Origin of the sequence: Pseudomonas sp. BIOMIG1BAC, from assembly GCF_001705995.2 — a bacterium.
GTDB classification, from domain to species: Bacteria; Pseudomonadota; Gammaproteobacteria; order Pseudomonadales; family Pseudomonadaceae; genus Aquipseudomonas; species Aquipseudomonas sessilinigenes.
Genome location: NZ_CP049045.1, coordinates 805,618 through 824,737, shown reverse-complemented (window position 1 = coordinate 824,737; position 19,120 = coordinate 805,618). Strand labels below are relative to the sequence as shown.

Annotated in this window: 13 protein-coding genes; 2 read left to right on the top strand and 11 right to left on the bottom strand. The window is 62.9% G+C overall.

Annotated elements, in window-relative coordinates:
- Nucleotides 1-7 precede the first annotated feature (7 nt).
- The 11 genes from ATY02_RS03690 to glnE all read right to left on the bottom strand — a co-directional run bounded on the left by ATY02_RS03690 (nt 8) and on the right by glnE (nt 14,043).
- Nucleotides 8-904, bottom strand: a complete 897-nt coding sequence (locus ATY02_RS03690; protein WP_068576516.1) for an antimicrobial resistance protein Mig-14 — start codon at nt 902-904, stop codon at nt 8-10.
- A complete protein-coding gene (locus ATY02_RS03685; protein ID WP_068576517.1) occupies nt 904-2,034 on the bottom strand; it encodes a glycosyltransferase in 1,131 nt (376 codons plus the stop codon). The genes ATY02_RS03690 and ATY02_RS03685 overlap by 1 nt, the downstream gene beginning before the upstream one ends.
- The gene (locus tag ATY02_RS03680) at nt 2,018-3,775 is read right to left on the bottom strand and encodes a carbamoyltransferase (protein WP_068576519.1); all 1,758 of its coding nucleotides are present in this window, start codon (nt 3,773-3,775) and stop codon (nt 2,018-2,020) included. The genes ATY02_RS03685 and ATY02_RS03680 overlap by 17 nt, the downstream gene beginning before the upstream one ends.
- A gap of 235 nt (nt 3,776-4,010) precedes the next feature.
- Nucleotides 4,011-5,465: a lipopolysaccharide kinase InaA family protein gene (locus ATY02_RS03675; RefSeq protein WP_068576521.1), complete on the bottom strand. Its 1,455-nt coding sequence runs from the start codon at nt 5,463-5,465 to the stop codon at nt 4,011-4,013.
- Nucleotides 5,465-6,217 (bottom strand): lipopolysaccharide kinase InaA family protein, encoded by a 753-nt coding sequence (locus ATY02_RS03670; RefSeq protein WP_068576523.1) that lies wholly within the window; start codon nt 6,215-6,217, stop codon nt 5,465-5,467. The genes ATY02_RS03675 and ATY02_RS03670 overlap by 1 nt, the downstream gene beginning before the upstream one ends.
- Nucleotides 6,214-6,948, bottom strand: a complete 735-nt coding sequence (locus tag ATY02_RS03665; RefSeq protein ID WP_068576525.1) for a lipopolysaccharide kinase InaA family protein — start codon at nt 6,946-6,948, stop codon at nt 6,214-6,216. Before ATY02_RS03665 ends, ATY02_RS03670 begins: the two co-directional genes overlap by 4 nt.
- A complete protein-coding gene (gene rfaP, locus ATY02_RS03660; protein ID WP_068576526.1) occupies nt 6,948-7,754 on the bottom strand; it encodes a lipopolysaccharide core heptose(I) kinase RfaP in 807 nt (268 codons plus the stop codon). Before rfaP ends, ATY02_RS03665 begins: the two co-directional genes overlap by 1 nt.
- Nucleotides 7,751-8,875 carry a glycosyltransferase family 4 protein gene (locus tag ATY02_RS03655; RefSeq protein ID WP_068576528.1) on the bottom strand — a complete coding sequence of 375 codons (1,125 nt, stop codon included), beginning with the start codon at nt 8,873-8,875 and terminating at the stop codon, nt 7,751-7,753. The genes rfaP and ATY02_RS03655 overlap by 4 nt, the downstream gene beginning before the upstream one ends.
- Nucleotides 8,875-9,936, bottom strand: coding sequence for a lipopolysaccharide heptosyltransferase I (gene waaC, locus ATY02_RS03650; protein ID WP_068576530.1), 1,062 nt, complete (start codon nt 9,934-9,936; stop codon nt 8,875-8,877). The genes ATY02_RS03655 and waaC overlap by 1 nt, the downstream gene beginning before the upstream one ends.
- Nucleotide 9,937: 1 nt before the next feature.
- Nucleotides 9,938-10,972, bottom strand: a complete 1,035-nt coding sequence (waaF, locus tag ATY02_RS03645) for a lipopolysaccharide heptosyltransferase II (protein ID WP_068576533.1) — start codon at nt 10,970-10,972, stop codon at nt 9,938-9,940.
- 131 nt (nt 10,973-11,103) lie between these two features.
- Nucleotides 11,104-14,043 carry a bifunctional [glutamate--ammonia ligase]-adenylyl-L-tyrosine phosphorylase/[glutamate--ammonia-ligase] adenylyltransferase gene (gene glnE, locus ATY02_RS03640; protein ID WP_068576535.1) on the bottom strand — a complete coding sequence of 980 codons (2,940 nt, stop codon included), beginning with the start codon at nt 14,041-14,043 and terminating at the stop codon, nt 11,104-11,106.
- 380 nt (nt 14,044-14,423) lie between these two features.
- On the opposite strand from glnE, the gene aceE reads away from it, so the two are divergent.
- A complete protein-coding gene (gene aceE / locus ATY02_RS03635; protein ID WP_068576537.1) occupies nt 14,424-17,069 on the top strand; it encodes a pyruvate dehydrogenase (acetyl-transferring), homodimeric type in 2,646 nt (881 codons plus the stop codon).
- 11 nt (nt 17,070-17,080) lie between these two features.
- Complete coding sequence (gene aceF / locus ATY02_RS03630) at nt 17,081-19,042, top strand: dihydrolipoyllysine-residue acetyltransferase (protein WP_164823622.1); 1,962 nt, start codon at nt 17,081-17,083, stop codon at nt 19,040-19,042.
- Nucleotides 19,043-19,120: the final 78 nt, after the last annotated feature.

Sequence of the window (19,120 nt, the reverse complement as noted above, 5' to 3'; positions counted from 1 at the left end):
GGCTGACTCACACCTGGAAAACCGGCACAGGATTGCACCAACGGTCCTTGTACTCTCGGTCGGCACGACCGAAGGAAAAGCGCAGAGGCTTGTTCAAGGCTCGAGCCTGTTCCCAGGCGCTCTGGGTATTGAGGAAACTCAGCACACTGCCTGGGCTGAACTCGCGAGTCTCGGGGTCGACGCCACCGTTCACATACTCGACGCTGATCCACTCCGGCGCCTCGACCCGATAGATCAACTGCACGGCAATCGGCGCATCATTGAGGAAAATCACCGAGCCGATCAACAACTCGCGCAGACGCTCCAGCACCTCGGCCATGCGCTCGGCACCGGTGGCGGCAAACCCCCAGCGACGCTGGAACAAATCGCAGTAGATAGCCGCCAGTTCAGGGCTGGTGAACTCGCTCACCGGACGCACCACACCGCCCGCCTCTTCCAGCAAGCGCAGTTCACGACGCTGGTTGTAGCGGAACTTCTTCGACAGTTCTTCGGGGGTCCTGGCCATGGCGAGCTGCTCGGCCTGGGGGCGCTGGCCGCTGAAGCGTCCTTCGTTCAGGGCCGAGAGGTAGCGCCCGCGATGGCGCAGTGGAACTTGAGCATCTGCGGCGGCCGGCAGGATCAACTCGGCATTGCCGATGTCGAACAAGCCCTTCTTGCCCGCGCGCTTGAGCACATCCTTGGACAGCGCCAAGTCCCGACCCCAGGTGGCGATGGCCGCCTGCAACTGGCCAGCGCATTCGAAGGCCAGGTAGCGCACTGGAATCTGTGCCAGGTCGGCCAACTGCGCAACGACCAACGGATGGGTCGCCACGCTGCCACCAAAACGCTGCCAGGCATCGGCATAGGTCGACGCGTCGATGACGGACCAGCCACGCTCGCGCCAGCCTTGGAATCGATTGAGCATCAGCCCCTCGCGGTCAGTTCGGTGACTTGTGGCAAGCGCCAGAATACGTCGCGTACGGCCCGATCGGAGAAACGCTCGCGCAGGCGATCGGACATCAGCTCGGCGCAGACCCGACGCTGATGTTCATCCATCGCCGCCAGGTGCTGCAGGCCCTGGGCCAGGTGCTCGACATCACCCAGAGGGAACAGGATGCCCACCCCCTCGACCACTTCCTTGGCGCCACCACAGGCAGTGGCCAGCAAGGGCACGCCGGCGGCCATGGCCTCCAGCAGGACCATGCCGAAAGGCTCGTGGTCGGAACTCAGGGCGAATACATCGAACGCCCGGAAATAGCGCCGGGCCTCAGGGACCTGGCCGAGGAACAGCACGCGGTCGGCGATTCCCAACTCCCGGGCCAGGGACTTGAGGTCCTTGTCCAGGCGGCCGGTACCCAGGATCGCCAACTGGCTGCCCTGGGGGAGCTGCGCCACTGCCGCGGCGAAACCACGCAGCAAGGTGGCCTGGTCCTTGTCCGGATGCAGGCGCCCGACGTTGCCGACGATCCAGGCATCGGCGGGCAGGCCCAGCTCGGTACGGGCTTCGGCCCGGCTCAACTGGCTGGCCTGCAAGGCCTCCAGGTCGATCCGGTTGTACAGGGTCTGGATCCGCTGCGCTGGCCACTTGGGCAGGCAGGCACGCATGTCGTCGCGTACTGCGTCGGAGACCCCGAGCAGGCTCAGGCGCTTGCCGAACAGTCCGGCGAACAGCTTGCGGCTGCCGCGCTTGTAGTCGCCGAACGCATGGTGGACACCGATCACCGGCAAGCGCGTCCCCAGCAGGGCGATGTAGATCGGCTTGAAGCGATGGGCGATGCAGAAGCTGAAGTTGCGCGATGCGGCGATCTTGCGCAGGTCACGGATAGCGCCCAGCTTCAGGCCACGAATGGCCTTGGAGCTGTACTCCATGAACAGCACTTCGTCGGACGCGCAACCCGCGGCGACCTCGGCATCGGCGACCCCGGTCAGAAAGACCGTGGTCACCCGATAGCCGCTGCCCGCGAACAGGTTGGCATATTGCCGCGCGCAGTCCAGGAACGGCCCGTCATAGCCGTGGCAGAACTGCAGCACATGGCGTTCAGCCGACCGTGTCATAAGGATCCACGCCGTCTTTGACCACCAGGATGTCTTCCATGATCAGGTACTGCAGGTCGGACCCGTAGAACATGTTCAAGGCGTCGGTCGGCGAGCAGATCATCGGTTCGCCACGGCGGTTCAGCGAGGTGTTCAGCGACACGCCGTTGCCGGTCAAGACCTCCAGGGCCTTCATCATGTCGTAGTAGCGCGGGTTGTATTCGCGCTTGAGCACCTGGGCCCGGGACGTGCCGTCCTCGTGGACCACTTCCGGTACCCGGGTCTTCCACTCTTCAGCCACTTCGAAGGTGAAGGTCATGAACGGAGCCGGATGGTCGACCTTGATCATCTGTGGTGCGACGGTGTCGAGCATCGACGGGCAGAAAGGCCTCCAGCGCTCACGGAACTTGATCTGCTCGTTGATGCGGTCGGCCACGCCCGAGGCGCTTGGGCAACCGATGATCGAGCGACCACCCAGGGCGCGCGGGCCGAACTCCATGCGGCCCTGGAACCAGGCCACCGGATTGCCATCGACCATGATTTTGGCGATGCGCTCGGGAGTGTTGTCGATCTGGCGCCAGGCCGGCTTGTTCGGATGCCGGGCACAGGCGGCGATCACGTCCTCGTTGGAGTACGACGGACCAAGGTAGACGTGCTCCATCTTCTCCACCGGTACGCCACGGGCGTGGGAGACGTAAGCCGCGGCACCGACGGCGGTACCGGCATCGCCGGAGGCCGGCTGGACGAACAGCTCCTTCACATCCGGACGGGCGATGATCTTCTGGTTCAGCTTGACGTTGAGCGCGCAGCCGCCGGCGAAGGCCAGCTTGCCGGTTTCCTTCAGCGTGTCGCCCAGGTAATGGTCGATCATCTGCAGGGCCAGCTTCTCGAACAGCGCCTGCATGCTGGCGGCGTAGTGGATGTACGGCTCGTCGGCGATATCGCCTTCACGCTTGGGACCCAGCCACTCGATCAACTTAGGCGAGAAGTAGAAACCCTTGCCCTTCTCTTTATAGCGGCGCAGGCCAATGACGTTGGCGTAGTCGGTGTTGATCACCAGCTCGCCGTTTTCAAAGCTGGCCAGGCGCGAGAAGTCGTATTTGCTGGCATCGCCGTAAGGCGCCATGCCCATGACCTTGAACTCGCCATCGAGCATCTCGAAACCGAGGAACTCGGTGATCGCGCCATACAGGCCGCCCAGGGAGTCCGGGTCGTAGAACTCCTTGAGCTTGTGGATCTTGCCGTTCTCGCCATAGCCGAAGAAGGTGGTGGCGTACTCGCCCTTGCCGTCGATCCCGAGGATCGCGGTCTTCTCCTTGAAGCCGGAACAGTGGTAGGCGCTGGAAGCGTGGGCCAGGTGGTGCTCGACCGGCTCGATCTTGATCTTCTTCGGATCGAAGCCCAGCTGCTCCAGGCACCAGACGATCTTCTTGCGATAGCGCTTGTAGCGGCGGTTGCCCATCAGGATCGCGTCCAGGGCACGATCCGGGGCATACCAGTAGCGCTTGGCGTAGTGCCAGCGCGCCTTGCCGAACAAGCTGATCGGGGCGAAAGGAATCGCCACCACATCAACGTCGGAAGGCTTGATCCCGGCCTGTTCCAGGCAGAACTTCGCCGACTCGTAGGGCATGCGGTTCTTTGCATGCTTGTCGCGCACGAAACGCTCTTCTTCAGCGGCGGCAATCAGCTTGCCGTCGATATACAGGGCTGCTGAAGGATCATGGCTAAGGGCGCCGGACAGGCCAAGAATCGTCAATGCCACAGGGGTCTAGCCTCGTTTAGTCTGCATGCGGGCGCAAAGCGCCTTGAAAATAAAGTGTGCTCGCAAAGCGCGAGAAACAACGAAAGGGCGGGATTATAGCGTAAAAGCAGGGGCAAGCCTCTAGCGGCAAGCCACAAGCCAGACGACGTCGCGGCGCGCCCGTCCCATCGCCGCCACGCCCCTGGGAGATCCTCCAGGGCTCATCGCGGCGATGGCAGCGACCACAGGTCGCAGGTCAGGCCGCAGACGCGTCGGGAGCCTTGGGCAAGCGCTGATCAATCACTTGATACAACTTGCTGCTTTCAGGCCAGTTGCGCATGAAACGCGCGCGATCACGGGCATAAGCCGCAGCGAAGCTCCCTGGACTGGAATGCTGGCACATGGAGTCCAGGTCGATCAGGGCCCAACGATCCTCCTGCCAGAACAGGTTGTGCCCCTTGAGGTCGCCATGGCTGATGCGCTCTCGAATCAACTCGGCAAAAAGCCGGTCCAGGGCCTGCAACTCCTGCTCCGGAGGCGCACCGCTATCGACGAAAGGCGCGAAGCGCTCGATGACGTCCGGCCCCGCCAGGTACTCGGTCACCAGGTAGGCTCGCCGGCGCAACCAGAGGAAGCGTTGTTCCAGTACTGCCAAGGGCTTGGGGGTGGCGATCCCGAGGAATGCCAGGCGATTGCCCTCGCGCCAGGAATGCCAGGCCCGGCTCGGGCGCCAGAAGCGCTTGAGCCAATGGGCGAAACCCTTGATGTTGTAGCGCTTGAGCACCAGCGTGCGCCCTGCGGACTCGATCCGACCGACACTGGCCGCGCCGCCGGTCTTGTACAGGTGCCCCTGGTCCAGCAAGGTGTCGGCCTGCGCCAGCACCGGCAACATCGCCGCTTCCTCCTCACGGCGAATCGCCCTCAGGGCAAAAGGCCCGCGCTGCACGCAGAACAGCGTGCACTCACGACCGACCTTGGCCAGGAAATCCCGCAGGCGCCAGGCACGAACCTTGTCCACCTGCTTTTGCAGGGCCTCCAAGGGCAAGGCGTGCTCGGCGTTGCTCAGCAGGTAATGCACCAGCAGCTCTTCGGTGAATGGCTCCAGGCTCTTGGGCAACTGGGCGAAGAACACCCCGAGATTCTCCAGGACCTTCTGGCGAGACAAGGGCTTGCCTGCTTCCTCGACACAAATTCCCGCGCCATCGATCAAATGCAACTGGCCACCGTGGCGCAACAGGTTGTCCAGGTGCAGGTCTTCCTGCCACAACCCCTTGGCGTGCAACTGGCCGATCGAGCTCAGGGCTTCGGCCAGGACCGCGACCTGCTCATCGGCCAACACCGGCAATGCCTGCACCTGGTTCCAAGCGTCGCCCAGGCTCTGCGCGCCCTCCAGGAATTCGAAGAGCAGCCAACCACCCTCACCCTCCTGCAGACCATCGGCCAACAGTAGCGGCGTGGTCAGCCCCTGCTCTGCCAACAGGCGCACACCCTGCAATTCCCGCTGGAAATGCCTTGCGGCCTTGGGCCCCACCAACAACTTGGCCAGCACCGTACGCCCGCGCCATACGCCAGCGCCGACATAACGCTGCCCTGGCAGCACCCGCAGCAGGCTCAACAGCTGCAACTGTGCCGGGCCAGCGGCATCCGCCAGTTCCAGGCTCAGGGGCAGGGTCGGGTTGCGCCCGGCATTCTTCAGCTCGGACAAACGCATCAGCGAGATTCCTTGTGGCTGCTACGGGCACTGAGACGGGCGACCCAGGCATCCAACAGCGAGCTGTCCAAGGGTTGGTCCAGGTAGGTCGCCAACAGGCAGCGCACATCCTCGACACCCCACACCGAAGCTCGGCGCAACAGCGGCTCGAGATCCTTGACCCGGTCGCGCTGGCCGAACAGCAATGGCCGGGTTTTCTCCAGGTCGATCAGTTGCGCCTGGTAACCCGCCCCTTCCGGACGCAGGAAAATATGCTTGGGATAAAAGCAGCCGTGCACCTGGCGCAGGCCGTGCAGTTGGCGAGCCAAATGCCCACAGGCCTTGAGCACCGCCTGGCGCTGGGGCTCCGGCATCTGGGCCCATTGCGCCAACAACGCATCCAGGTCATCCCAGCCATCCAGGGCCCGGGTCATGAGGATCGCCCGGGACTCGCCATTGACCTTGCGCATCCCGAAGAACACCGCCTGCAGGGCTGGAATTCCCAACTGCTGATAACGGCGGATATTGCGAAACTCACGCGAGAAGCTCGGCTCGCCAAAAGGATGGCGCAAGGTGTGGGTCAGGTAGTTGGTCTGGCGCTTGAGATAGAACCCTCGCCCTTCCACATCCAACCGATAGACGCTGCTATGGCCGCCACGTCCGGTATTGGGTTCGTCCACCGCATCCAGTTGCCTGGCCCACAGCTGATCGAAAGTGCCGAGCCCGTTGCGCTCCAGCAGCGCACGTTCCTCGGACGCCAGGAAATCAGTCATTCACGCCCCTCAAAAAATCTCACTACATGGCGAATACGCTCTTTGTCCGAAGCCGTCAGGCGATCACGTTGACGATACTGCATATAGAAACGTAGGCGCTGGGTAGCCGAAAGGTGATACTTGCCCACCTTGTCCAGGCAGGCCAGATCCTTGGTGATCCGGTACTTGAGCCAGAATCCCCGCCAGAAATCACCGTTCGGACAGTCGATCAGGTACAACCGGTCCTGGTCATCGACCAGCAGGTTGCGCCACTTCAAATCGTTATGGGTAAAGCGATGCTGGTGCATGGTACGGGTGTAGGTCGCCAACTGGCGACTGATGCCATCGACCCAGCGTCGGTCCTTGAGTCGCGGATCGCTACGATCGGCCAGCACCGACAGGTCTTCGGTCCGTGGCAGTTCGCGGGTAATCATCGCCCCCCGGGAATAGGCCAGGCAGCGACGCTCCAGCCCCCAGGCCACCACGTCGGCGGTGGGAATACCCCACTTGGCGAAACGCTTGAGGTTCTGCCACTCGAACTTGACCCGTGGCTTGCCCAGGTAGCGCCGCAAATTCTTGCCCGCCCCGGTATAGCGCTTGACGTAATAGTTGACCCCGTCACGCTCGACACGCACGACATCGGACAGTGGATCGCGGGTCAGGTGTTCGCCCTTGAGCGCAAACACCGCATCCAGGCTGCCGAAATCTTGTGCCAGGGCCTGGTAGGCCGGGTCCAGGTTCCAACTAGCCATCAGAGCGCATCTCCGTACCGTTGCTTGCGTGCGTAGAGCTTTTCCGCCTTGCCCTCGAGCCAGGACAGCAGCGCCGCTTCCTCGGCCAGGATCTGGCGCAGTGGCCGCTGGAAGTAGCCCTTGAGAAAACGCAATTTGTCGCGGCGGGTCAGGCCGATATCCAGGGCCGAAAAATACAGGGCCGCCAGGTCCTTGTTACGCCAGCGCTGGGTGATCTTCGAGCGGGTCTGCGCACGATGCAGGTCGATGACCGAGAGCTTCAGCTCGCCAGGACGAATCGGCCGGTCGGTATGCAAAAGGAAGTGGCAGATGTAGCAGTCGCGATGATTGACCCCCGCACGATGCATGGTGCCGGTCATGCGCGCCACTTCGGCGATGAGCGCTCGCTTGAGCGCAGGCTCTGGCGGCTGCTTGATCCAGTCGATGCTGAAATCTTCAAGGCTGACAGTGGGCGCCAGCTCCTCGGTGACGATGAAGGAGTGCTGGTCCGCCGGGTTGGCACCACGCTCACCATAGGCCACGGCCGTCATGGTCGGCACACCGACCTGATGCAGGCGCTCCAGGGCCTGCCACTCCTGGCCGGCCCCCAGCACTGGCAGCTTGGCAGTGACCAGGTTCTTGAGGATTTCGCCCCATCCGATCCCTCGATGGATCTTCACGAAATAACCGCGACCCTCGACTTCCGTACGCAGGGTACGACGCGCTTCCAGCTCACGGTAAACCTGGCCCTTGAGCTCCTCGACGGCGGCGAACGCATCGCGTCCGGCCCAGAGGCTCTTGAAGGGTTCGGCAAGCATCAACTTCATCGGTCTTGCTCCGCCAGAATCACATCCGCAGCGTGCTGCGGCATGCTGTAGAGGTCGGCCGTCTCGGCAAACGCCAGGCCATTTCGGCTCCAGGTCGCACGAGCAGCATCGTCGCTGAGCATGGTGGTGAGGTATTGATTGAGCTGCCCTTGCTCCAACGGCTCATCCAGCACCAGGCCACTCTCGGCCTCGGCAATGTAATGGGCATAACCGCAGACCGCGCTGACCAGCACCGGCAAGCCAGCCACCAGGGCCTCCAGCAACACGGTACCCGTGTTTTCGTTGTAGGCCGGATGGATCAGCAAATCGGCGCCCAGCAGGAAACGCGGGATATCGCTGCGCCCCTTCATGAACTGCACGTGTTCGCTCAAGCCCAGGGCAGCGCTCTGCACTTGGAATACCTTGGGGTCATCCTGGCCAATTACAAACAGCCGGGTGCGTTTCTTCAACTGCGCCGGTAGCGCTGCCAAGGCCTTGAGGCTGCGATCCACGCCCTTGGTCTTGAACCCGGAGCCGATCTGCACCAGCAACAGGTCATCGTCATTGAGGTCGAACTCACGCCGAAAATCAGCCCGGATCTCCGCCGCATTGGCGGGGGCTCGACGGTCCTGGGCAATCCCCGGCGGCAACAGGTGGAAGCGCGACAGCGGTGTGTCGTAGTGCTTGATGAACAAGGGTTGCTGGACCTCGGAGATCATCAATATCTCGGTCTTGGCATCCTTGGCGAACACGGCCCGCTCGTACTCGGCAAAATGCCGGTAGCGCCCCCAGCGACGGTACAGGGAGTGCCGCAGGTTCTGCGCCTTGTCCTCGAAACAGCCGTCGGCGGCATAGTAGACATCCAGGCCCGGCATCTTGTTGAAGCCGATCAGCCGGTCCACCGGACGCTTGGCCAGGTCGGCCTCCATCCAGGCACTGAGTTTTTCATTGCGGTGATGATTGAACAGCGCCTTGACCGGCGCCACCAGCACCTCGAAGCCAGGCGGGACATCACCTTCCCAGATCAGGGTGTAGACGCGAATCCCATGACCGCGACGCTGGCACTCCAGGGCAATGCGCATGAAATCGCGCTGCAGGCCGCCGAAGGGGAAATATTTATACAGGACAAAAGCCAATTGCATCAGCGTGGCTCCTCAGCCAATAACAAGGTGCTCAGTCGGCTGGCGACACGCTCGGGATTCAGGCGCGTGAAGCACAGGGGCAACTCACGCGTAAGGTCATAACGCTGCCGGTCTACGGCAGTGGGCTGGTAGGTACATTGCTTTTGCAGGCAGGGCGCACAGGGGAAATCACTGCCCATGTGGATCTGCACTCGGCCATAGGCGCCGGTCAATCCCGGGTTGGTAGGGCCGAACAGGGAAATCGTGGGCACATCCAGCGCAGCGGCCAGGTGCCCCAGTCCGGTATCCACGGCGACACAGGCCTGGGCATCGGCCAACACCTTGGCGACGCCAGCCAGGTTCAGCTTGGGCAAGACCGTGGCACTCTTGAGGCCACTGGCGATGCGTTCGGCACGGGCCTTCTCGGCTGCGTTGCCCCAGGGCAACCGGACCTCGACCCCAAGCATCCCCATGCGCTCGGCCAGCTCGCGCCAGTAGGCCTCGGGCCAGTGCTTGGTGTCCCAGGTGGTGCCGTGCAGGAACAACACGAATGGCTTCTTGCGTGGCAACTCCACCAGCTTCTCGACGTTCAGGCCGTAATCACCCAGGCCCTGGGGCAGGTCATAGCCCAGGGCCAAGGCGAACAACTGGCGCACCCGTTCCACCGCATGCTGCCCACGAGCCACAGCCAAACGCCGGGAGTAGAAACGCGAAGCCAGGGGCTCACGGGCCGAGTTCTTGTCCAGCCCCGCTACCGGAGCACGCACATAGCGGGTCAACCAGGCGCTCTTGAGCAGGCCCTGGGCATCGATCACCAGGTCGTACTTGGTGGAGCGCACGCTCTGCTTGAAGCGCCGCCACTCGCCGCTCTTGATGGTTTGCCAGATATTTTTGCGCCAGCGGCGGATCGCCACTGGAATCACCTTGCCCACTGCCGGATGCCAGGTGGGAATCTCGGCGAACCCCTCCTCCACGACCCAGTCGAACTTGATTCCGGGGATCGCTCGCATGGCATCGGTGAGTGCCGGCAAGGCATGGATCACATCACCCAGCGAAGAGGTCTTGATCAGCAGTACCCGCAACTTATTGGACCTCGACCGCAGAGCCCTGCAAACGCTGCAAGGCTTCGTTCACCGGCTGCGGCAACAATTGGCGCAGGCAGTTGTAATGGCCAAAACGACAGGTGCGATCGAAACATGGGCTGCATTCGATACCCAGCCGCACCACTTCGACCTGATCGGCCAAAGGTGGGGTGAAACCCGGCGAGGTGGAGCCGTACACCGCCACCAGCGGGCGGTTGAGCGCAGCAGCGACATGCATCAGCCCCGAGTCGTTGGACACCACCGAATCGGCGCAGGACAACAGGTCGATGGCCTCGGCCAGGGAGGTTTCACCACTGAGATTGACCGACTCCTCACGCAACCCGGGAATCAGCCGGCCACGGATATCCTCGCCCACGGCATGATCGTTCTTCGAGCCGAACAACCAGACCTGCCAACCCTCACGGATCTTGGTCTCGGCCACCTGTGCGTAATGCTCGGAGGGCCAGCGCTTGGCTTCACCAAACTCGGCCCCTGGGCACAGCGCCAATACCGGGCGATCCAGGGCCAGCCCGAACTTGGCCAGGGCCGCATCACGACTGTGCATCTCGATCTGCAGGCTCGGCCGTGGATAAGGCTGCGGCAGCTCGGCGCCCGGCTCATAGGCCAGGGCCATGAACCGCTCGATCATCAGCGGATAGCGTTCCTTGTCGAGCTTGCGCACGTCATTGAGCAAGCCATAGCGGAATTCGCCACGCCAGCCGGTGCGCTTGGGAATGCCGGCGAAGAACGGCACCAGGGCCGACTTCAGCGAATTGGGCAGCAGGATGGCCTGATCGTACTGGCCGGCCAGGGACTTGCCGATGCCGCGCCGGGTCGCCAACTCCAGTGCGCCATGGCCCAGGGGGAAGCTCAAGGCCCGACGCACCTGGGGCATACGCTCGAGAATCGGCCGGCTCCATTCGGGGGCCAGCACGTCGATCTCGCATTGAGGATGACGTTGTTTCAGGCACTGGAAAAGTGTCTGCGCCATCACCATGTCACCGACCCAACTGGGCCCAACGATCAGAATATTCATGTGGTTTCCATAAACGAGCAGGGGAGGCATTCGCCTCCCCGCCTCGAGAATCCAGCACCGCGGGTTCACCGCCGGTTTAATTTAGGCAAGCCCGCAGGCTTGCCAATACATGGACAACCTTCTCAGGCTGTCTAGCTTAGCCCCAGCTCGTGCCAAATCCGCAACACTTCCCGCCTTTGGGTCACGAACTGATCACCGGTAATGATCCCGGCCTCATTCTGCAACGCCTGCCGATGAGCTGCGGAACGATAGGCCTTGTAGACCTCGCGTAGCAGGCTGGCATCGCTGGCCGGCATCAAGCCGACGTGCTCCAGGCCTTCCAGAATGCGGATGTTATCGGTAAACCGTACGAGTGACGGGTGCTCTTCGGACCACGCCAGGGCCGCGTATTGCACCATAAATTCGATATCGACGATACCTCCGGCGTCCTGCTTGAGGTCGAACGGCGCACTGGCCTCGAAGGCATTCGCCGCGGTACCGGCAGCGGTCAGGCGAGTGCCCAGGTTGTCGCGCATCTTGGCCCGCATCTCGCTGACTTCCTGGCGCAGCTTATCCAGGTCACGATGCTTGCCCAGCACGGCGGCCCGTACCTTCTCGAACGCCTGGCCGACATCCTGGCTCCCCACCAGCACCCGCGCCCGCACCAGCGCCTGATGCTCCCAGGTCCAGGCTTCTTGCTCCTGATAGCGGGCGAATGCCCCCAGGGAGCTGACCAGCAGGCCCGAAGCCCCTGAGGGACGCAGGCGCATGTCCACTTCATAGAGCTGCCCCGAGTTGGTCTGGGTTGTCAGCAGATGGATGATGCGCTGCCCCAACCGGGTGAAAAACTGCGCCCCGTCTATAGGCTTGGACCCATCGGTCTCCGCCTGAGGGTCGCCATCATGGATGAAGACCAGGTCCAGGTCGGAGCCATGGCCAAGTTCGATGCCGCCGACCTTGCCGTAGCCGACGATGATGAACCCCGGATCGCAGAGGCTGCCATCGGTGCGCAGCGGCGTGCCATGGCGCGCCACAGTCTGGCGCCAGGCCAGGGCCAGCACCTGTTCGAGAATGGCTTCGGCGAGCCAGGTCAGGTAGTCGCTGACCTTCATCAAAGGCAAGCTGCCGGTAATTTCCGAAGCTGCCACCCGCAAGCGGTGGGCCAGCTTGAAGTGGCGCAGGGCCTCCATCTGCTGCTCCAGGTCGTCCTCGGGAATCCGCGTCAGGCGCTCGCGCAACTCCGCCGCCAGCTCCGGGGCCAGGGGCGGCTTGAACAAACGGCCCTCATTGAGCAGCTCATCCAGCAACAGCGGGAAACGGGCGATCTGCTCGGCGATCCAGGGACTTGCCGCGCACAAGGTCAACAGTCGGCGCAAGGCGCCTGGGTTCTCGGTCAGCAGTACCAGGTACGCCGAACGCCGCGCCACCGCCTCCACCAAGGGCAGCACCCGCTCCAGCACCAGATCCGGACTGGCGTGTTCAACCGCCTGGGCCAACAAACGCGGAATGAAGGCATCCAGGCGCTCGCGCCCCAAACGTTGCATGGCCCGCAGCTGTGGGCTACTGCGCAGGCCAGCGAGCGCCTTCAGGGCCCTGGGCGCATCGTTGAAGCCACCGTCCTGCAGCTGGCGGCAGGCGGCCTCTTCATCCTGGGCCTCTTCCCAGAGCGGCAGCCACTCGCCACCCACCACCACTTCGCTCTGCGCACCGTCATCTTCGTCAGGATCGGCGATCACCTGGCGGAAGTGCCACTCCACCCGGGCTCGCCAGTGCATCAGCCGTTCATGGAACGCCTCCCAGTCGGCAAAGCCCAGCATGAAGGCGATTCGCGCCTGGTCCTGCGGGTTGTCCGGCAGCATCTGGGTCTGGCGGTCGGCGATGGCCTGGATCGCATGCTCGGTATAACGCAGGAACTCATACCCCTCGCGCAACTCCCCAACCACCGCGGCCGGCAGATAACCTTGCCCCTCCAGGGTGCCCAGTACCTTTAATAAAGGACGCTGCTGCAGGCTCAGGTCACGACCGCCATGGATCAGCTGGAATGCCTGGGCGATGAACTCGACTTCGCGGATACCGCCCGAACCCAGCTTGATGTTGTCGACCATGCCCTTGCGCCGCACCTCCTGCTGGATCAGCTGCTTCATGGTGCGCAACGCCTCGATGGCGGAGAAGTCCAGGTAGCGCCGATAGACGAAGGGCCGCAGCATATCCAGCAATTGCGCACCGGCGGCCTGGTCCCCCGCCACCACTCGGGCCTTGATCATCGCGTAGCGCTCCCAGTCACGCCCCTGGTCCTGGTAGTACTGCTCCAGGGCATTGAAACTCAGGACCAGGGCACCGGAAGAACCATAAGGGCGCAGGCGCATGTCGACGCGGAACACGAAACCGTCGACGGTGATCGGGTCCAGGGCCTTGATCAGGCGCTGCCCCAGGCGGGTGAAGAACTCTTGATTGTCCAGGGCGCGCTTGGCACCCACGGTTTCGCCCCCCTCCGGATAAGCGAAGATCAGGTCGATGTCCGAAGACAGGTTGAGCTCCACCGCTCCCAGCTTGCCCATGCCAAGGATCACCATCTGCTGCGGTTCGCCGCTGCGCCCGCCCATGGGCACGCCGAACTGCTGGCTATGGCGCAGGTATAGCCAGGCGTAAGCCTGGTCGATACAGGCATCGGCCAGGTCGGAAAGATCGCGACAGGTCTGCACCAGGTCTGCCCGGCGGGTCAGGTCGCGCCAGATGATCCGTACCTGGTGCCGGGTACGCTGGCGTCGCAGCACTCGCCCCAGTTGGTCCTCGGTCTCGGTCGTTTGCACCGCAGTGGCGATCTGGGCACACAGCTCGCCCGGAGCGAAAGCACGATCCAGCTCGCCAGACTCCACCAGTTCCAGCAACATCAAAGGGTCACGCAAGCTCTGTTCAATGACGAAGTCGCTGGCCGCACTGACCCTGGCGAACTCCGCCCAACGCTCATCGCTCCAGCCCGCCAGGCCAGGACCTGCGTCCAGGGCCGCCACCGCGCTGCGCAGGGACTGCTCCGCACGGCTGGCCAGTGGCTGGAGAATCGCGGGGACTTGAACAAGCGCAGGCAGACTCATGGGCTATCCTTGATGGGCGTGAAAATGCAGGCTGAAGGAAATATGAAGGGCGGGCAGCAGGCGGAGTGTCGAACAAAGGTTAGAAATAGCTGAAAATAGCCATTCTTTGGCACCAGGAATCAAATATCCGCTAATTCCTGTCGACAACAGACCAAGAGTAACGATTTTTCTCACAACGCAGCAGGAGGCCACAAGCCATTCCTCTGTAGTTTTACTACTCGTCTATACATTCGAAAGGCTGAAACGGCCGATGATTTGTAGTAAAACTACACATCGCTGGAGCAACCTCCGGCAATCCAAGAATTCATAACGTCTGCCCACAAGGCCAGTCGCAAACTCAGGCAACCGATTCTGGAAGCCTTTCCGCCCTGGAGCAAGCCATGCAAGACCTCGATCCCGTCGAAACCCAGGAATGGCTGGACGCCCTGGAATCGGTTCTCGACAAAGAAGGCGAAGACCGCGCTCACTATCTGATGACCCGCATGGGCGAACTCGCGACCCGCAGCGGCTCGCAACTGCCCTACGCCATCACCACGCCATACCGCAATACCATCCCGGTAACCCACGAAGCACGCATGCCTGGCGACCTGTTCATGGAACGCCGCATTCGCTCGCTGGTGCGCTGGAACGCGATGGCCATGGTGATGCGCACCAACCTGAAAGATTCGGACCTGGGCGGCCACATTTCTTCCTTCGCCTCCAGCGCCACGCTGTATGACATCGGCTTCAACTACTTCTTCCAGGCTCCGACCGACGAGCATGGCGGCGACCTGATCTACTTCCAGGGCCACACCTCCCCTGGCGTCTACGCGCGCGCCTTCATGGAAGGCCGTATCAGCGAAGAACAGATGAACAACTTCCGCCAGGAAGTGGATGGCAACGGCCTGTCGTCCTATCCACACCCATGGCTGATGCCTGACTTCTGGCAGTTCCCGACCGTATCCATGGGCCTGGGCCCGATCCAGGCGATCTACCAGGCACGCTTCATGAAGTACCTGGAAGCCCGCGGCTTCATCCCGGCCGGCAAGCAGAAAGTCTGGTGCTTCCTGGGCGACGGCGAGTGCGACGAGCCAGAAGCCTTGGGCGCCATCTCCCTGGCTGGCCGCGAGAAGCTGGACAACCTGATCTTCGTCATCAACTGCAACCTGCAGCGCCTCGACGGCCCGGTTCGCGGCAACGGCAAGATCATCCAGGAACTCGAAGGCGTGTTCCGTGGTGCCCAGTGGAACGTCACCAAGGTCATCTGGGGCCGCTTCTGGGACCCACTGCTGGCCAAGGACGTCGACGGCATCCTGCAGCGTCGCATGGACGAAGTCATCGACGGCGAGTACCAGAACTACAAGGCCAAGGACGGTGCATTCGTCCGCGAGCACTTCTTCAACACCCCTGAACTCAAGGCGATGGTTGCCGATCTGTCCGACGACGAGATCTGGAAACTCAACCGCGGTGGCCATGACCCGTACAAGGTCTATGCGGCCTACCACCAGGCGGTCAACCACAAAGAGCAGCCGACCGTCATCCTGGCCAAGACCATCAAGGGTTATGGCACCGGTGCCGGCGAAGCCAAGAACACCGCGCACAACACCAAGAAGGTCGACGTCGACAGCCTGAAGCTGTTCCGCGACCGCTTCGACATTCCGGTCAAGGACGAGGACCTCGAGAACCTGCCGTTCTTCAAGCCGGAAGACGGCAGCGCCGAAGCCCGCTACTTGAGCGAGCGTCGCACCGCGCTGGGTGGTTTCGTGCCACAGCGTCGCGCCATGAGCTTCAGCGTGCCGACGCCACCACTGGATACCCTCAAGGCAATCCTCGATGGTTCCGGCGATCGTGAAATCTCCACCACCATGGCCTTCGTGCGCATCCTCGCGCAACTGGTCAAGGACAAGGAAATCGGCCCGCGCATCGTGCCGATCATCCCGGACGAAGCCCGTACCTTCGGTATGGAAGGCATGTTCCGCCAACTGGGCATCTACTCCTCGGTCGGCCAGCTCTACGAGCCAGTCGATAAAGACCAGGTGATGTTCTACAAGGAAGACAAGAAGGGCCAGATCCTCGAGGAAGGCATCAACGAAGCGGGCGCCATGAGCTCCTTCATCGCTGCCGGTACTTCGTACTCCAGCCACAACCAGCCGATGCTGCCGTTCTACATCTTCTACTCGATGTTCGGCTTCCAGCGGATCGGCGACCTGGCCTGGGCCGCTGGCGACAGCCGTACCCGTGGTTTCCTGATCGGCGGTACCGCCGGCCGTACCACCCTGAACGGTGAAGGCCTGCAGCACGAAGACGGTCACAGCCACATGCTGGCCGGTACCATCCCGAACTGCCGCACCTACGATCCGACCTACGGCTACGAGCTGGCGGTGATCATCCAGGACGGCATGAAGAAGATGACCGAAGAGCAACAGGACGTCTTCTACTACATCACCGTGATGAACGAGTCGTACCAGCAGCCGGCCATGCCGGAAGGCGTCGAGGACGGCATCATCAAGGGCATGTACCTGCTCGAGGACGACAACCGCGATGCCGCGCACCATGTACAGCTGATGGGCTCCGGCACCATCCTGCGCGAAGTCCGCGAAGCGGCGAAGATCCTGCGCGAGGAGTTCAACGTTGCCGCCGATGTATGGAGCGTGACCAGCTTCAACGAACTGCGTCGCGACGGCCTGGCCGTTGAGCGCAGCAACCGCCTGCACCCAGGCCAGAAGCCGAAGCAGAGCTATGTCGAAGAGTGCCTGGCCGGTCGCAAAGGCCCGGTCATTGCCTCTACCGACTACATGAAGCTGTTCGCCGAACAGATCCGTCAGTGGGTTCCATCCAAAGAGTTCAAGGTCCTGGGTACCGACGGTTTCGGTCGCAGCGACAGCCGCAAGAAACTGCGTCACTTCTTCGAAGTCGACCGTCACTTCGTAGTGCTGGCAGCCCTGGAAGCCTTGGCCGACCGCGGCGAGATCGAACCTAAGGTGGTGGCTGACGCCATCGTCAAGTTCGGTATCGATCCGGACAAGCGCAACCCACTGGACTGCTGAGGAGACTTTTTGTGAGCGAACTCATTCGCGTACCTGACATCGGCAGCGGTGAAGGTGAAGTAATTGAACTGTTTGTGAAAGTCGGCGACCGCATCGAAGCCGACCAGAGCATCCTGACCCTGGAATCGGACAAGGCCAGCATGGAAGTGCCGGCCCCGAAAGCCGGTGTCATCAAAAGCCTGAAAGTGAAGCTGGGCGATCGCTTGAAAGAAGGCGACGAACTGCTGGAGCTGGAAGTCGAGGGCGCCGCAGCTGCGGCCCCGGCACCCGCTCCTGCGGCTGCAGCCAAGGCCGAACCGGCTCCGGCGCCAGCCCCTGCTGCCCCTGCGGCAAGTGCTGCGCCTGCCGCAGCCGCGTTGCAGCAAGTGCACGTGCCGGACATCGGCTCGTCCGGCAAGGCCCAGATCATCGAGATCCAGGTCCAGGTCGGCGATAGCGTCGAAGCCGATCAGTCGCTGATCACCCTGGAATCCGACAAGGCCAGCATGGAAATCCCATCGCCTGCCGCTGGCGTGGTCAAGGCCATCAGCGTCAAGCTCAACGACGAAGTCGGTACCGGCGACCTGATCCTGGACCTGGAAGTAGCCGGTGCAGCAGCCCCTGCCGCCGCGGCTCCAGCCCAAGCCCCTGCAGCGGCTCCAGCCGCTGCGCCGGCCCCGGCTGCCGCTCCAGCAGCCCCGGTGGCCGACAGCGTCCAGGACATCCACGTTCCGGACATCGGCTCGGCCGGCAAGGCCAAGATCATCGAAGTGATGGTCAAGGCTGGCGACAGCGTCGAAGCCGACCAGTCGCTGATTACCCTGGAATCCGACAAGGCGAGCATGGAGATCCCGTCCCCGGCCGCTGGCGTGGTGGAAAGCGTTTCCATCAAGCTGGATGACGAAGTCGGTACCGGCGACCTGATCCTCAAGCTGAAAGTCAAAGGCGCTGCGCCTGCGGCCGCTCCAGCCCCGGCTGCCGCTCCGGCCCAAGCCGCTGCGGCTCCTGCTGCTGCCGCTCCTGCCGCGGCCGCCCCAGTGGCTGCTCCGGCTGTCGCTCCGGCCAAGCCTGGCGCCAAGGTTCACGCCGGCCCGGCTGTGCGCCAACTGGCCCGCGAGTTCGGCGTCGAACTGAGCGCCGTGAGCCCAAGCGGCCCGCACGGTCGCATCCTGAAGGAAGACGTGCAGGTGTACGTCAAGGCGATGATGCAGAAGGCCAAGGAGGCTCCGGCCGCTGCGGCTGGCGCCACCGGCGGCGCAGGCATCCCGCCAGTCCCTGCTGTGGACTTCAGCAAGTTCGGTGAAATCGAAGAAGTGGCCATGACCCGCTTGATGCAGGTCGGCGCCGCCAACCTGCACCGTAGCTGGCTGAACGTGCCACACGTGACCCAGTTCGACTCGGCGGACATCACCGAGCTGGAAGCCTTCCGCGTTGCCCAGAAGGCCGTGGCCGAGAAGGCCGGCGTCAAGCTGACCATCCTGCCGCTACTGCTCAAGTCCTGCGCGCACCTGCTCAAGGAGCTGCCGGACTTCAACAGTTCCCTGGCCCCTAGCGGCAAGGCGATCATCCGCAAGAAGTACGTGCACATCGGCTTCGCCGTGGACACTCCGGACGGCCTGCTGGTCCCAGTGATCAAGAACGTCGACCAGAAGAGCTTGCTGCAACTGGCCGCCGAGGCCGCTTCCCTGGCGGAAAAAGCCCGGACCAAGAAGCTCTCTGCGGACGAGATGCAAGGCGCCTGCTTCACCATCTCCAGCCTCGGCCATATTGGCGGCACCGGCTTCACGCCGATCGTCAATGCACCGGAAGTGGCGATTCTCGGCGTTTCCAAGGCAGCGATCCAACCGGTCTGGGACGGCAAGGCCTTCCAACCGAAGCTGATGCTGCCACTGTCGCTGTCCTACGATCACCGCGTGATCAACGGCGCAGCCGCCGCGCGCTTCACCAAGCGCCTGGGCGACCTGCTGGCAGACATCCGCACCATCCTGCTGTAACCAGCGAGCCGGCCCTTCTGCCAAGCAGGGCCGGCGACGCACCCCTTTCGAGCGCCACGCTCGTACCTCAACCCCGCC

Excerpts from the sequence above, each read along its gene's own strand:
- ATY02_RS03690 (WP_068576516.1), bottom strand. The coding sequence starts at position 904 with ATGCTCAATCGATTCCAAGGCTGGCGCGAGCGTGGCTGGTCCGTCATC.
- ATY02_RS03685 (WP_068576517.1), bottom strand. The coding sequence starts at position 2,034 with ATGACACGGTCGGCTGAACGCCATGTGCTGCAGTTCTGCCACGGCTAT.
- ATY02_RS03675 (WP_068576521.1), bottom strand. The coding sequence starts at position 5,465 with ATGCGTTTGTCCGAGCTGAAGAATGCCGGGCGCAACCCGACCCTGCCC.
- ATY02_RS03670 (WP_068576523.1), bottom strand. The coding sequence starts at position 6,217 with ATGACTGATTTCCTGGCGTCCGAGGAACGTGCGCTGCTGGAGCGCAAC.
- ATY02_RS03665 (WP_068576525.1), bottom strand. The coding sequence starts at position 6,948 with ATGGCTAGTTGGAACCTGGACCCGGCCTACCAGGCCCTGGCACAAGAT.
- rfaP (WP_068576526.1), bottom strand. The coding sequence starts at position 7,754 with ATGAAGTTGATGCTTGCCGAACCCTTCAAGAGCCTCTGGGCCGGACGC.
- ATY02_RS03655 (WP_068576528.1), bottom strand. The coding sequence starts at position 8,875 with ATGCAATTGGCTTTTGTCCTGTATAAATATTTCCCCTTCGGCGGCCTG.
- waaF (WP_068576533.1), bottom strand. The coding sequence starts at position 10,972 with ATGAATATTCTGATCGTTGGGCCCAGTTGGGTCGGTGACATGGTGATG.
- glnE (WP_068576535.1), bottom strand. The coding sequence starts at position 14,043 with ATGAGTCTGCCTGCGCTTGTTCAAGTCCCCGCGATTCTCCAGCCACTG.
- aceE (WP_068576537.1), top strand. The coding sequence starts at position 14,424 with ATGCAAGACCTCGATCCCGTCGAAACCCAGGAATGGCTGGACGCCCTG.